A 14,605-nucleotide genomic window follows, 5' to 3' on the forward strand; every position below is an offset into this window, starting at 1 on the left:
CACAGTATAGGACGAAGATGTCTTCCGGAGCGGGGACAGTCCACGCAGTGTCGGTTACTGTCCAAACACGTAGTTAATGGCAGTGGAGAAATAAATCTGTTCCCTTTGCGTGAGTGGCTTAATAATCAGCTCGAACCGCCTAGGGCAATGCACGCATTACGTAATGATATGGATAGCTAGGGGAAGCGATGCAAATTCCAGATTTCAGGCTTGTGGATGACCTGAGCCATGAAGATTTTGAACACTTTGTGAAGGACCTGCTGCTTGCATCGGGCTGGCAGGATGCAGTGGTCACAGAGACTGGCAGCGAATATCGCTATGGTGATGGTGGGGTTGACATCTTTGCCTACCGTGAAGGACGTAAGTTTGCAGTAGAGGTCAAACAACGCAAGCGGGACAGCACGGTGGACGTCAGCGCCCTAAACCAATTGGTCACCGGGGCTCGGCTCGCAGACGTGAAGCAGATGATCTTAGTCACCAACTCATACTTCACCTCAGAAGTCAAAATACGCGCCTTACGCCTAGGCGTTGAACTGATTGATCGGGACGCATTGAAGAACTTGTTTGTGGTTCGCGGCTCTGAGATCGGCCGAAGGATCAAGCCACGTGAATATCAGGTTGAGGTCATTCAACAGGCGTTGGAGCAATTCGACGCAGGCAAACGAAAACTGCTGATTGAGATGGCAACCGGACTGGGTAAAACCTACACCGTTGCGTTGTTGATAAAACAGTTACTCGAGCGCGCAGGAGAGGGGCAGCGTGTCCTATTTATCGCTCACCAGATTGAGATCCTTTTGCAGTCGGTGACTGCCTTCAAGAACGTGCTGGGTTTGGGGAGCTACAGCTTTTCTGCTTGCTTCGCTGGATCTCGACCGGAGAATACTGACTTAGTCTTTGCCAGCTTTGACACGCTGTATGGTCAACTCGCCGAACTGTCGTCCGGTAGCTTCGATTATGTAATCGTTGACGAAGCGCACCACACCCCCGCCAGGACATATTCGAGCGTTGTGGAGCACTTCCAACCTCGTCTACTTATTGGTCTTACCGCTACGCCTTGGCGCACCGATAACAAAAGCGTTAGCGGCTTCTTCGGCGGCGCGGACAGCCATATAGGCCGTTATGACCTGGTTTGGGGACTGCAGCACAAGAAACTGGCGTTTCCCAAGTACTTGGTTTTGCTCGACGACATTGACCAAGATCGTATTGACCAACTGGAAAGTGGCCTGTCGATTTCAGATCTGGATAAACGCCTGTTCCTGCATAAGAAGGATCAAGAAGTCGTCCGCCTGATCGAGGCTACGGTCGAGCAGAAGAAGTTAAGTAACGTAAAGGGAATCGTTTTCTGTCGAAACATCCGACATCTGCGACACCTACTCGGCTTCTTCCACCCTGGCACCGCTACTAGTGTGCATTCACGGATGCAGGATGGTGAGCGGCGGGAAAACATTCGGCAGTTTCGCGAAGGCGATCTCAAGTACATCTTGGTGTGCGACCTATTCAATGAGGGGATCGATATCCCTGAAACCAATCTGCTCGTGTTCATGCGCTATACGGGTTCGAAAACCGTATGGCTGCAACAGCTGGGTCGTGGCTTACGCAAAACGAACAACAAAGATTGTGTTCATGTGCTCGACTTTGTGGGATCTCTGGATCGCATCAAGGATGTTCAACAATTGGTCAAGGCTGTTATGCGCAGCAAACCAAGAAAAAAGCTGACTGAGGGCGATCTGGATGAGGTTCACGATGATCAACACGATCTGCACGATGACACTATCGAAGTAACTTACAGCCAGTCGGCTGCTCGTGTGCTGGAACTTATCGAGCGCCTGAGGTATCGACTTAATAGCCGTGAGGAAATGATCGATCAGCTGAGGCGCCATCAGAACGTCACCGGTACCGTACCATCAATTGAAGCGCTGGAAAGTAGTCTGGAAGACGTCTCTGTGGACCAGGTAGCCACGCACTTTGACTCCTATCAAGGTTATCTTCATGCCGCGTTCGGCTGGGACATTGATACCGCAGCCATCAGCAGCGAAGTCTCTCATTCCTACAGGATCTATAAGGACAAGCACGGGGTCGCACCTAGCCCCAAGGCGTTGTCGTTGGAGTTCCAATACAAGACGCTGCCGTGGTTCACTACAGCAGAAATAGCGCGTTTGATCGCCGGGTTAACACCGACACAGTTGCGGGACACCATTTCTTATGGCCGGCTAGGGGCTGCTGAATCGGAGGTAATTACAGCGCAGGCCGAACCGGTCGTACAGGCTGCCCCATCACCTTTGATAACTGAGGATCAAGCTAAGCTCGAACTCCTCGCAAAGTATCGCGGTGTAGTCAGCAGCCGCGCGGATCTGTTGACACTGCCAAAAGAGCAGCTCGACCAGATAACCGCCGTATTCCGTTCCACATCCGTGTTTTTGGTGCGGTTGAGAGGCTAGTAGAAATGCACGATGTAACCGAAATTGGGACAGCTGCTCGTTCGCTGAAAGCGCAGATGATCGCAGCAGGTCTGCTCTTCGCTAGCGATACATCGGGGCGCCTGGACATCCTGATCGCCAAACTGGATGTAAAAGACTTTCTTAACTTGCGCGCGCTTCCAGCTTTCTGGGAGCTGCTGGCTCTTTGGCAGATACCGGCTGATATCGAGCACACGACTATGTCGCTGAAGGAGGCAGAGTGTTTACGACCACATATAAACGGCAATACTTTGCCCCCTATGCCCCCTATGCCCCCTCTTGACTCTCACACGAACATGGAGTCAGAGCTTTCGGGAACTGACGTTCCTCCTCTTCTCCCACATCCTAAGACCCTGATCGGTGAGGTTCAACTCGGTGGCCGGTTCGATAAATTGATTGCCCGACTGTGCCGTAGTGCAAGCAGCAGCGCCGGAATTACGGTCAATTTCGAGCGGCTTGAGGATATTTTGAACCTGCCAATTGATAGTCTGTTCAAGCTCGATGGCGTCGGTAAGTCCTACAGGGAAGACTGGCAAGAACTTAAAGTTCTGTATTTAAAGGCAACCGACTTTCTGCCTGTCCCACCAGATTTGTCAGACGTCGTTGAACCAATTGAGCTCGTTCGAGATGACATGCGACTTAATCTGACGCAGTTAGACGCTGCCGAGCTGAAAGTCGTCTCCAAACTTGAGCGCTTAATCGGGCGCGCTGACATCCGGACAATTTTGAGCTTCGACTCATTAGAGGAGGAGGCGGCAAGTAGAATAGGTGGTCGCACAAGAAGCCAACTAATCCAGGTGCAGGCACGTCTGGCTGCCGAGCTCCGCCTCATTGCGGCTGGCACTCTGGACTACTTTGCGACCCCATCCTCGTTGATTACCGCCACAACACAATCGTTCGCATCGGCGGCGGCATTAGGTGCATTTTTACTTGAGCGTGTGGATATTTTTCTGGCGACCCTCGATGAGAAAAGCCAGCTGATCTTCCAGCACCGATGGGGATTCGTGGATGAGCGCCTGACACTTTCAGAAATTGGCAAAAAATTTGACGTTTCACGAGAGCGCATCCGGCAACTGGAAAGCAAGATTAATGAGCGGCTCAATAACTATCTTGCACTAAATTCTGCTGAGATTTGGCACTCCGCCACAAGTATGTCGCATGAAACGCTGCGCCTGGAGATGGCAGATCTGTCAGAATGTTTTGCGGAACAGGACCATTTCCATGAATTTTTGTCATTCGTTAGTTATGGCCGTATCGCCTTTGAGGAGTCTTTGGCGCACCCGCCACTGACAATACTTGATAGCTACTTTGCCCAGCATGGCACGGCTATTGACCAGTCAGTAATTCTTCAATACCTGCAGCAGGAGCTAGGCGGCGATCAAAAGGATGTATCCAATGCGCTACAATTCCTTCATGCTCAAAGTCAAGTGACACTAGAAAGCGGGCTAGTGAGACCGGTAAATTTAGGAAAGCGCGAGGCTGCGGCGGCGGTTCTTGCTGAGCATCCGAATGGCCTGCCGTGGCTGGATATTGCACGACACGCAAATAGGCGCGGCATCTCCAGCAGGCCGTTTTCGGAACAGACCGGTGGCTATGCACTGCAGGACTCCACCTTGATGTATGTTGCCGGCAAAGGTGTGTACCGGCACACCCGTTTCGTAGACTTTTCCACCTTCGACGAGCCCGCCATTTTCCAATCCCTGCATTACTACTTCGCTATGGCTGAACGCGAGGTGGCGCACTTAAGTGAGGCGTTGGAGGAATTACCGGAGCTGCGTAAGCATAATTACTACATACTTCGATATTTAGTGAAAATGCACGGAGAAGGTCACGGAATTTACTTTAACGGCAAGTCACAAACCGACTCCATTAGTCTGAATCCGGAATTCGACTTGTTCTCGCAGAAAAGCGTTATTCTGCAGTATATGCAACAAAGACAAGATCCTTTGACCACTAACGAAGTGGCGCAATTACTGAAAAGCCGAAATTTGCGACATGCGACGCTTTATCTAAAGCAATTAATGGACACTAATCAAGTCGTTCAAATGGATCGTATGCTTTACACTACCTCAGAGAATGCTTACAAAAATATTGATCTGGACACTATGCAACATTCGATAGAGCTGGTTTTACGACGCCACGACAAGCCCGTAGATCCCTCCATAATTCAACATGAATTGAATACGCTGCAGGGCGAAGCCTACTCAAAATACTTCTATAGTTCGCTGGCGCGTTATTTTGCTCAACTTGGGCATTGGGAGCGCCGCCACAGCTTGTTCGCTCTGCAGCCAATTTCCTTTGGCAGCTTAACTGATGCAATCGATAAAATATGTAAAATAGAAGATAGCGTTGAAAAAAACTCCGCATCTCTTAGCCTGCATATCGCGATCAGTAAGGAAGCCGCCAGAGTATCCATCTATAACTGGAAAGCAGCGAAGGCACGACAGGCCGCTGGTGTAGCCGTATCTAAATTGGAAATTGAATTAGAAGATGAGCTGGAAATCGATTGAATAAGTAGCCCTACCTCTCTAGAGACCTTCAGCCCCCCAAAGAGGGTCACTTTGTTCGCTTTTGCCTGTGGCAGTGAGTGATGACGGGCCGCTTTTGGCCGACTCCTGCCAGTCGTGGGGCAGAGAGCGGCCGAAGGGGATCAGCCGGCAATGTCTACAAAACTGCGAGGGATTCACCAGATCGCGACTGAAGTCGCCAACGGGATTCGGGAGCTCGCGGTATTCCAAGTAAAAACTGGTACGTATAATTTTATTTAACACCATCATCCGCAATTTTACCTATAAAATCAGGAATAAGCCGTTCACTGAATCCGGCTACTACAGAAAGCAAGAACATTTTATTGGCACTTTGACTCAATAGCTCCAGCAATAGTCCAGATTTACTAGCCACCAACGCAATAACACCAAACGCACACCCTAAACTGATACGCACACCTCCTTGTAATAAAATCAGCTCAATCGACTCGTACAATTCTACTTTTAATCCCTTCGCTCTTTGCAAGACCGATATCATCGCACCTAGAGCCCCGCCAAAAATGCCAATCAAAAGTGCTTGAAAATTGATTCCACTAACACCAAAAAAATATAACCTAGCCCCTGCAGCAAGAAACAAAACACAAATACTTATCAAGAAAACGACAACTACAAGCTTAAATCTGGCTGCATCAACAACACATTTATCAATATATTTCTTTACAGGCTCAAAAACATCCTCTTCACAATCGATCCCTTTGCTCAAACCCACCACTAAGCAAGAAGCTAACTTGCCGTAGAATTTTTTTAGTTTCGACTTCGGTACAACAACTAACCCAAGTGATTTTATATTGTAAAACTGAGATAATACGCCCGCATTAACTTCGGATGTTCTCTTTATCCAATGCTCAATACCAAGCTCGCTAATCCATACGATGTAGTTATCGCGACACTCCACGACATTTTTAACAGAGGGACTTTCCCTTATAAAGTTCTCAAGATTCTCAATGGCTTTTTTTGTAACACCTTCATCAGCACAGAAAATCGCAGTTAAAATTGAACTTTTATAAGACTGAAGCGCTTCGTGATGCACTCCTTTTAACTTTCTTTTTGCTTGTATCAATAATTGGTCTAGATGTCCAATATCGGCACTTTGCTGTGTTGTAGTGTCAATAGCGCCATAAGAAACGCCAGAATGTTTTTCGTATATCAGATGTTTAGAAGTTCGCGAAAAAATTCGCAAAACCTTATCATCCGCGATGAAGTCTCCAACATCAACTACTCGAAAATCCGTCAAAGTCGATATTTGATGCCGTTTTCCCTCGACACCTTTGTCTTCACTCACAACCATCCTCCAAAATTATCAATCTAAAATTCTTTATCAAGTTCTTTGTGGGGATAATCTATATTACCCAGACCCGCTTCTTCGCCTGTTCAGGATCGAAGTTTTTCATCCAGCAGTTACCATTTCAAACAGAAACTGATCAGCGCTATTCCCGGCTTCCAGAAGTGGCGCTGAAAGCTGAACTAGAAGTGCATTGCTGTGAGCTGAGAGGAACTCACTGGCAATATTGTCAAGGTCACCGCTGGCAGCTTGAACATGCAAGTCAATGAGGGATCGACGAGTCGACAGCAAGATGATCGGCCCCCTACCATCGCGAGAGTGGATATCCAGTACCCACGTACCTTTCTCCTATCCTGATATTGGGTAAATCCAGCTGCGATTTTGCTCTCGATGATTAGGTAAAAATTAGAGCACCGTCCAATCAGATCTGGGCGTTTACCTTCCGCCCCGTGGTCGCCCGGGCCGATGACGTGCTGAGTCTCCCACACAATTGAATTGGGCTTACCCGATTCTCCAAGTTGGGCAGGTGCCAGTTTGAAGAGGTTAGTTAGAACCTCTGTGACTCTACCAGCAAGCGTCACTTGACGTAGCCACTCGGCAAAGAGCTCGGTGAGAAAGTCCTCAAGGGGTGTCCGAAACTCGTTCTGTCGAAGCGCGAACAATTGGTCGAAAAAACTCATACCTTTCCTTGGACGTTGGGGCGAGCGCAGATTCTGGCACAGTCAGAAGCTTATGAGCTGGCTAAATGCCGTTATGGTGTCTGGAAATCCGCTCATGTTGATCGTCCCCAAAAAACGGCTTCTGAAAGGAGTTAAACGGAGCGTCGGCTTCTGGCCGAAATCCGACATTCGACGACATGCCCACCTACGTAATATCTCGCAGCGTCTCGCGAGCAGATCCTCCAGTCGATCCTGGCGGGCTTATCTATTCAAGATCTCCCGCTTTAAGCGGAATTCGCCTGATAACGTCTTCATAAGGAACCAGATCGAGAAAGGCAATGACTTCAACTGCCTGCAGATTTCGCATGCGCATGATCCATACGTAGCTGTTGCGATATGGCGCGCCGTCGGCTGCGGTGGCGGTGCCGTCCCAGTGCACAACGACGTCATCGCCTTCAGCCCAGATATCCGTCACCGTCGGGCGCACGGGCGAGGCGAGCCGTTTTGCGAAGGGTTGGACTGCGCGTTTCAGGAAGTCATCTCGGCCGCGATAAGTACCCGCCGAAGGGCTAGTCCCCTTGATTGTCCAGATCACATCGGGAGCCAGCACATCTGTGAAGAACGTCCGGCCGCCTTGAGCCCACTGGTTGAACGCTTGCGCAATGAATTGGCGGTTGCGTTCCGTAGTCGGTTCGCTGGCCACGGCGGGCGCCGGCCCTGCAATGATTGTGGTGAGGACCAGTGCTAGCGCTGTAGAGAGGCGTTGAACAAACGTCATTTCCTGTGCTCCTTAATCTGTCCGATGAGTCCCGTCGAGTTGGATGGGCCGTTGTTGTTATCTGTAAGCCGCTAGTTGCGTTCCCACACGCCGTTGTTCTATATGGGGCATTGGCAAAGAATCGGGCGCGGGTGTGGACGGCAGTATCTCTGGGCCTCATCTGAAGTGTGACTTATGAGCGGAGGAGGGCTGTTGCAGGATCGTCCTGATTTCTTGCTTGATCATCCGATACCAGTTGTTCAACCGCCGCATGCCCTCGTTATGGAGTTGCGTTTGAGTTCCCTTTCCAAGCTTGTCGATATCGTTGGTCGTCACGCCCGGAATGACGGCATCCACAGCACCGCGATTCCGGGTGTCAGCCTGATTCGTTCGGCTACGCCTACGATGCCTATGCCGGTGGTGTACGAGCCGACACTCTGCCTTGTCGCTCAGGGACGTAAACAAGCGATGCTGGGTACTACCGGCTATGTTTACGATCCTGCCAAGTATCTGGTTGCATCGGTAGACCTTCCGGTGATGGGCTCGGTCATCGAGGCGAGTGAGGCTGTTCCCTATCTGTGCCTGGCGCTGGATCTCGATACCGCTGTGTTGAGTGAACTTGCGCTGCGCCATCCTCTGACTGAAGAGAGCGACAAAGTGCCTTGCGCAGGTATCGTGCTCCACGATACGACTCCAGAACTGCTGGATGCCGCGGTTCGGCTGGCCGGGCTGCTCGACAGGCCTCGGGATATCGAAGCGCTCGCTCCGCTGGTGATTCGCGAAATTCTCTATCGCCTTCTAACCGAAAACGGCAACAGCATCATCAGGCAGATGGCGCAGGCAGGCAGCCGCTTGAACCAGATCGCCAAGGCCATTGCCTGGCTGCGCAGCCATTACAACGAAGCGTGCCGGATAGATGACCTCGTCGGTATCGCCGGGATGAGCCGTTCCTCGTTTCATGCGCATTTCAAGGCGATCACCTCAATGAGCCCGCTGGAATTTCGTAACCAGTTGCGGCTACAGGAAGCACGCCGACTGATGGTCACCGAAGCAGTAGATGCCGCAGAGGCGGGATATACAGTCGGTTATGAAAGTCCCTCGCAGTTCAGTCGAGACTACGCCCGCCTGTTCGGTATGCCGCCGGCGAAGGACGCCTGGCGGCTACGCAGGGCGGTCGAGGTGTCGAGCGGATGATTGGGCCACGGTTGCCCTGCGGACTAAGGCGCCGAGCGTCCAGGGATAAGGGTCCATACGAAGGGGCATAAAGTACAAACCTTCACCGCTTGTATTTGAAACTCTGCACCTCACCAGTGATGCTTTTTAGCCCTGTCTTGGGTAGTTCGAATGTCTGAAATTCAATGCCTGCTGCGTCAACCTTGACTCGTTTCAGTAGATAAAGCATGTCGTCAGATTCTGAAACCTTGCACCCGCTGAACTGGTCGAGATTTTTGTAGGTAAACTGCCGCACCTCGCACGTTGTTGCCAGTTCCAGCGCTGCTGCCCGTCCCGCATTTGACGGCACTCGGACCAACAGATACCAGGCGATCATCAACAAAAACGCGAGCAGGAAAATAGAACCCACGATGATAAACATGCCGCGGTTTTCCGCGGCTCGTTCACGCACATCGGCGACCCATTTTGCCGGTGGGGCAGGTTGGGGCGCGTCCAGTTTTCTTTTTTCGAAAAGCAGTATAAGCAGGGAAACAATCCCGACCAGAGCCATGGCGAAGAAGAGAGCAGAGAGAAAAGATCCGAACCCGGAAGCACCATAGGAAAGGTATTGCTGGGCGCTGATGTTTAATCGTTCGATGGGCACATCGAGCGTTAGATAAAACTTCTCAAGGTGAGCGAAACCGCTCAGGGTAAAAGCGCCCAGCATGCTGGCTATAAAAAGAGCTGCGTCGATGCGGAGATATTTTTTCAGTCCGCGCTGGTCTGCCGATGGGTTGTTCTGGTCGCTCATCTCTTGTCCTTCAGATCTGAAGATTGGAAACCCTGTGAGAGCTTGGTAAGTCGTCACAGGGCGTTTTCGGTTACTCCACCGGCACGACGTTATCCAACGCCTGATTGACCGCCAGCTCGCCGAGCATGACGACCTGCGCGATACCTTGCAGTGTCTTGCGCGCAGATCCTTCAACCATCCCAATCACGTCACTCAACATCACCGAGGCCGAGCCCAGCGATTCGCTGGCGTTGACCAGCAGTTCTTCAGTGGCGGTTTTCGGGTTGGCGAGGAACATGCTGCTGGTCTGGTAGGGCGTGGTTTTGAGGGTGTCGGTGGGTTTGAGGTAGTGGTCGAGGGCGCGGTCGGCGGCTTCGTGGAGTTTTTTTGAGTCGAGGGATTCGTAGGGGGAGGTTGCGTCCGACGCTGGCGGGTTAGGCGTTACTTTGAACATGGTGAAGCTCCATATGTGACCAAGGGAGCCATCACTCTCGCTACCAAACGAAGGGTGGTGGCCATACGAAGGTTGGTAGACCGGCCCACATGGAAAAACCGGCGCGCTCGAAAACGCCCTGCGCATGGCCACCATAAAACCGATGCGAAAGCATCTGCATACGATGACGTTATGCGCCATGTGGAAAGCGGGCTACCAAACCCGATCACTGTTTTCAGTGACCGGTCAACGATAGAACCACGGTCCGAGGCGCACAAGCCGGCGGATTCTGGCGTAGTCGTAGGCAATGGCGCAAGGCGTTGTAGCTTGCTGGAATAGTCTGGATGTCGGTTTTAAACGAGGTGTTTAGGGAATTGGTTTTGGCTGAGGTTTTGTGTTGATCGGGCTGGGGTCTTTGCGAGCAGGCTCGCTCCCACAAGTGTCGAGTGGGCAATGTTTATAGCGGCGTGCCGAGCGGCCCCATCACACATTTTGAACTTTGCTTTACCCACCATTTCCATTGTTTGAGGTGACAACCCTCCAGCTCCTCCACACCAGAATCAAGGAATGACCGTGACGGCTCCCACTCATAAACCTGCTCTGTGCCGGGCTATCACTTTCCCGATGCTGTTTCTGTTTATTCTCGGCGATGTACTCGGCGCGGGTGTTTACGCACTCGCCGGAACGATCGCGGGGGAGGTGGGCGGCGCGATTTGGGTGCCGCTGCTGATCGCGTTGTTCTTCGCCATGTTGACGGCAGGTTCCTACGCGGAGTTGGTGACCAAATATCCCCACGCCGGCGCGGCTTCGGTGTTCGCGGAAAAGGCCTTCAAGTCGCCGCTCATTTCCTTCCTGGTCGGTTTCTGCATGCTGGCGGCTGCGGTCACCAGCGCTGCGGGTTTGTCGCTGGCGTTTGCCGGTGATTACTTGAACGCCTTCGTCGACGTATCGCCGCAGATTGCAGCCCTGGTGTTTCTTCTGGCTATCGGCCTGCTCAACGCGCGGGGGATCAAGGAGTCGCTTGGGGCGAATCTGGTGATGACCGTGATTGAACTGTCCGGGCTGATTTTGGTGATCGTCGCCGCTGTCTGGTATTTCCGCACAGGCGATGCGGACCTGGGACGGACCCTCACGTTCAAGCCGGGCGTCAGTCCCATGCTGGCGGTGTTGGGGGCGGCATTGTTGGCGTTCTATTCCTTCGTTGGGTTCGAAACTTCGGCCAATCTGGCCGAGGAAATCAAAGATGTGCGCAAGGTCTACCCGCGTGCCTTGTTCGCCGCTTTGCTCACCGCTGGCGTGGTTTACATGGCGGTGGGCGTGGCCGCTTCTTCGGTGTTGCCTACCGAGAAGTTGGTGGCCACGTCGGCGCCTTTGCTCGAAGTTGTCCGCGCATCGACCCTCGCAATACCACCAGCGCTGTTCTCTTTTATTGCGCTGATTGCTGTGGCCAACGGTGCGCTGTTAACCATGATCATGGCCAGTCGATTGACTTATGGCATGGCGAATCTGGGGCTGTTGCCGGGTGTTTTGGGTGCGGTGCTGCCTGAACGAAAAACTCCGTGGGCTGCCATTGTCGCAACCACCGTGGTCGCTATTGCCCTGACACTCACAGGCACGCTGGCAACGCTGGCAGAGACGGTGGTGTTGCTGTTGCTGTTCGTTTTTCTGAGTACCAATGTGGCGGTGCTGGTACTTCGGCGGGACAGGGTAGAGGAAGACCACTTTCGCGTGCCGACCTTCGTCCCGGTGCTTGCGATCGTGTCATGTCTGGTTCTGCTCAGTCAGCAGGGGTGGGAAACGTGGTTGCGGGCGGGGGCGCTGATCATTGTCGGGATGTTGCTGCATGGCTGTTCTCGCATCAGATTTTCCGCGATCAGTAAGGCTGGTTAGGTTGTCAGGCTCGATCGGTGTGGTGCCGACGCTGCTGATCCATCACAACGAGCAGGAAGGGCTGGTGCCATTCCATGCCGTGGTCGAGTCGACAGTGCAACGGGCGCGGCCAGTGTTATTGACCGCGCTCGCAGCGATTCTGACGTTCATTGCGCTCACCCACTCGATGTTCTGGGCACGCTGACCTACACGCTGATAGATGCTCTGAGATAATGAGGGTGATAGCATAGCGATATCACTTTTCGCCGGAGACGGCCGCTGTTGACGAAGCGGCCGTAGGTATCTCAACAAGGAAGAACAATGCGTTCGTCGTTTTTCAATTCACAACTCAAGCTATCCGCTGTTCTGCTGGCAGCCATTTTCACCACCGCCTGCTCCAACTATCACTACAAGGATTACCAGGGCGAATGGGCGCCGGAATCGATGACGCCTTATGATCTTTCCAATAACGCTCCCGACGCCGCGCTTGTGTACTTCGCGACCACTCAATTTCGCGCTATCGGTGTGCCTTTTCACCGACTGCTGCTGGCCACGCAAGTGGATGGCCAACCGTTGCCGGGCGCCGGTCGTGCGTCAATTCTCGATGTTTCCGGCAAGCAGGCGCTACGCCTTAAGCCCGGGAAGCACTCATTGGGCTGGTGCTGGGTATCGATGAACGGGCTGGGTACGGGCGGTGCCAAATGCGGCTTCAGTGCGCGCGATGTCGAGTTCCGCGCCGGTCAGCGTTACGTAGTGGATTTCTCAACCAGCAACTCCATCAGCGGACCTCCAGGACGTGAGATATCAACCATCACCATCGAATCCGAGATTCGCAATCTGGATTCCCCGCAAGTCATCTATCCGATGCCACAGGCGCAACAGGTGAAGGAATGACTGAAAAACCCGCGAGCAGGGTCTGTCGCGGCGTCAAACTCAGCAGTCCTGAGTCTGCGCAGCAAGCCATTCGCTGCGCGTGATCTCCCACACTTCCACCGGCATTGGCCCCGACACAAACTGGCCGTCCCGTGTTTCAACCATCCGCATGCCTTCATCTTCGGATATCTTGCGCGAGGCGTGGTTGGCGGCGGCCTTGGGCACCTGCATCAATGGGCGCATCAAGGTGTCGAACCAGTAGGCATTGATCACCTTGCAGGCCTCGCGCATGTAGCCGTTGCCCTGAAACTGAGGGGCGAGCCAGAAGCCTCGATGGTTACCCGGTTGATCAAACAGGCTGATACTGCCGACGCAGCTCTCGGGCTGAACGCGGGTGCGGATCATCCAGTGCCATTCCTTCGCGGCGGCCATCGCGGGCAGCGCGACATCGCGGACGTAAACAAGCGCGCCGTCGTCCGGATACGGCCACGGAACGCGGCTGTCGAGATAGCGCACGACCTCCCATTGCGGAAACGATTGCTGCACCGCCGCTGCATCACTCAGTTGCAGCGGCGTGAGGATCAAGCGGCGGGTGTAAAGCGTGGGGATGCAATCCATGGCGATCAATCCTTGCGAGCAGTGGCGGGCAGCATCGGTACTTTCTCAAACGAGCAGTTGAAGTGTCGAGCGACCTGTGCGCGGTCTCACTCAACTAGTCCAACCAGCTCCCCACCGTCCTCTTTCAACCGCTGCAAAAACACCTGCGCCTCCAGCAATTGATACGGAAAATACAGCCCCGGCCTTACCGGCATTTGCCCATCCAGCCCAACCAGCCGCTCCAGCAACATGGCCACACTGAGCCCGGTCAACGCCGCTGCACCTGCGTGGTGAACCACGGCGTGGCGGGTGCGCAACGGCTGGCCATCGTGATCCGTGCCTTCAAGTTCGATGAGTATTTCCGTCGACATCGGCTGGCCCTGACGCCGGGTCGAGCTGACGCCGCTGGCGAGGTTGAACTCGACGTTCGGGGCGTCGGTGGCGGCGGCGAGGCCGGTCACGTCGATCGAGGAAAAGCCGGCGCCCTGCAGGGTCGTGCCGTCGACGGCGCGGAAGCTGGCCTTGGCGTCGTCGCCTTCACGCCAGATGAACTCGCCGCCTCTGCGGGTCAGCGCGGCGGGCAGCATTTTGTTCAGGTGCTCGAAATCGACGGCAACGGTCGGGCCGCCGCCGTCCTGTTCGTCGACCAGTGCGTGGATGCGGATGTCGTGCACGCGGGCGAAGGCTTTGGCGATGTGCAGCGTTGCCACGGTGGTGGCACCGACCATCCATTCATAGCCGAGGACAATGGGCGCCGCGTCGGGCGAGTGGATGAAACTGGCGATTTGCGGGGCGATTTCGAACACGCCGGAAGAGATGCTCAGGTGCGGCACTTTGCGCTTTTGCGCAAAGCGCAGTCCGGCGAGGGCGTGGTCCATGTAGAACAAGGCGATGGCGCTGATCGGGCGATCACCCAGTCCCAGATCTTCTGCGCCAGCATCGATGACCACACCTTGGGCATTGCCGATTTGCTCGGCGGTTTGCTCAGCCTTGGCGAGGTCGCGTCCGCCGATCAGCAACGGAACGTCGGGATGCGCCGCGCGCAATGCGCGAGCCGTCTGGTGGCCGATGGCGCCGGAGCCGCCCATGAACAGAATGGGATGAAGTGGCATGAATCCTCCTCATTTTTCCTGGATTGAAACGTGCTTTGGCTAAACACCCTAACACGCACTTTCCGGATTGCCCGTGCGG

The 14,605-nt window shown here is 53.6% G+C and carries 11 protein-coding genes and 1 pseudogene; 6 read left to right on the top strand and 6 right to left on the bottom strand.

Features of this window, described 5'->3' with window-relative positions; genetic code table 11:
- Nucleotides 1-188 precede the first annotated feature (188 nt).
- Complete coding sequence (locus tag FEE99_RS15915) at nt 189-2,438, top strand: DEAD/DEAH box helicase family protein (protein ID WP_041480479.1); 2,250 nt, start codon at nt 189-191, stop codon at nt 2,436-2,438.
- Nucleotides 2,439-2,443: 5 nt separating this feature from the next.
- A complete protein-coding gene (locus FEE99_RS15920) occupies nt 2,444-4,966 on the top strand; it encodes a sigma factor-like helix-turn-helix DNA-binding protein (RefSeq protein ID WP_041480477.1) in 2,523 nt (840 codons plus the stop codon).
- Between the two features lie 250 nt (nt 4,967-5,216).
- On the opposite strand, the gene FEE99_RS15925 is transcribed toward FEE99_RS15920, so the two are convergent.
- Together FEE99_RS15925 and FEE99_RS15930 are read right to left on the bottom strand one after the other, a co-directional pair.
- On the bottom strand, nt 5,217-6,284 hold the full coding sequence (locus FEE99_RS15925) for a hypothetical protein (protein WP_143978996.1): 1,068 nt from the start codon (nt 6,282-6,284) through the stop codon (nt 5,217-5,219).
- A gap of 924 nt (nt 6,285-7,208) precedes the next feature.
- Nucleotides 7,209-7,721 (bottom strand): nuclear transport factor 2 family protein, encoded by a 513-nt coding sequence (locus FEE99_RS15930; RefSeq protein ID WP_041480473.1) that lies wholly within the window; start codon nt 7,719-7,721, stop codon nt 7,209-7,211.
- 192 nt (nt 7,722-7,913) lie between these two features.
- Between FEE99_RS15930 and FEE99_RS15935 the strand changes: the two genes are divergently transcribed.
- Complete coding sequence (locus tag FEE99_RS15935; RefSeq protein ID WP_305965248.1) at nt 7,914-8,894, top strand: AraC family transcriptional regulator; 981 nt, start codon at nt 7,914-7,916, stop codon at nt 8,892-8,894.
- Nucleotides 8,895-8,976: 82 nt separating this feature from the next.
- Here FEE99_RS15935 and FEE99_RS15940 read toward each other — a convergent pair whose 3' ends face one another.
- Entirely contained in the window at nt 8,977-9,663 is a 687-nt protein-coding gene (locus FEE99_RS15940) for a hypothetical protein (protein ID WP_041480470.1), read from the bottom strand.
- Between the two features lie 70 nt (nt 9,664-9,733).
- Nucleotides 9,734-10,096: a DUF6124 family protein gene (locus FEE99_RS15945; RefSeq protein WP_041480468.1), complete on the bottom strand. Its 363-nt coding sequence runs from the start codon at nt 10,094-10,096 to the stop codon at nt 9,734-9,736.
- Between the two features lie 546 nt (nt 10,097-10,642).
- On the opposite strand from FEE99_RS15945, the gene FEE99_RS15950 reads away from it, so the two are divergent.
- From FEE99_RS15950 to FEE99_RS15960, 3 genes and pseudogenes are all read left to right on the top strand, one after another.
- Complete coding sequence (locus FEE99_RS15950; RefSeq protein WP_041480467.1) at nt 10,643-11,965, top strand: APC family permease; 1,323 nt, start codon at nt 10,643-10,645, stop codon at nt 11,963-11,965.
- Nucleotides 11,952-12,163: pseudogene (locus tag FEE99_RS15955) on the top strand (hypothetical protein); the annotation flags it as partial. The gene FEE99_RS15950 and the pseudogene FEE99_RS15955, both read left to right, overlap by 14 nt.
- 102 nt (nt 12,164-12,265) lie before the next feature.
- Complete coding sequence (locus tag FEE99_RS15960; protein WP_041480462.1) at nt 12,266-12,838, top strand: hypothetical protein; 573 nt, start codon at nt 12,266-12,268, stop codon at nt 12,836-12,838.
- 39 nt (nt 12,839-12,877) lie between these two features.
- Here FEE99_RS15960 and FEE99_RS15965 read toward each other — a convergent pair whose 3' ends face one another.
- Both FEE99_RS15965 and FEE99_RS15970 read right to left on the bottom strand, forming a co-directional pair.
- The gene (locus FEE99_RS15965) at nt 12,878-13,435 is read right to left on the bottom strand and encodes a GNAT family N-acetyltransferase (protein ID WP_041480460.1); all 558 of its coding nucleotides are present in this window, start codon (nt 13,433-13,435) and stop codon (nt 12,878-12,880) included.
- A gap of 86 nt (nt 13,436-13,521) precedes the next feature.
- Entirely contained in the window at nt 13,522-14,526 is a 1,005-nt protein-coding gene (locus FEE99_RS15970) for a saccharopine dehydrogenase (RefSeq protein WP_041480459.1), read from the bottom strand.
- Nucleotides 14,527-14,605: the final 79 nt, after the last annotated feature.

Source organism: Pseudomonas sp. ef1, assembly GCF_007293365.2.
In the GTDB taxonomy this organism is placed as follows: Bacteria; Pseudomonadota; Gammaproteobacteria; order Pseudomonadales; family Pseudomonadaceae; genus Aquipseudomonas; species Aquipseudomonas siliginis.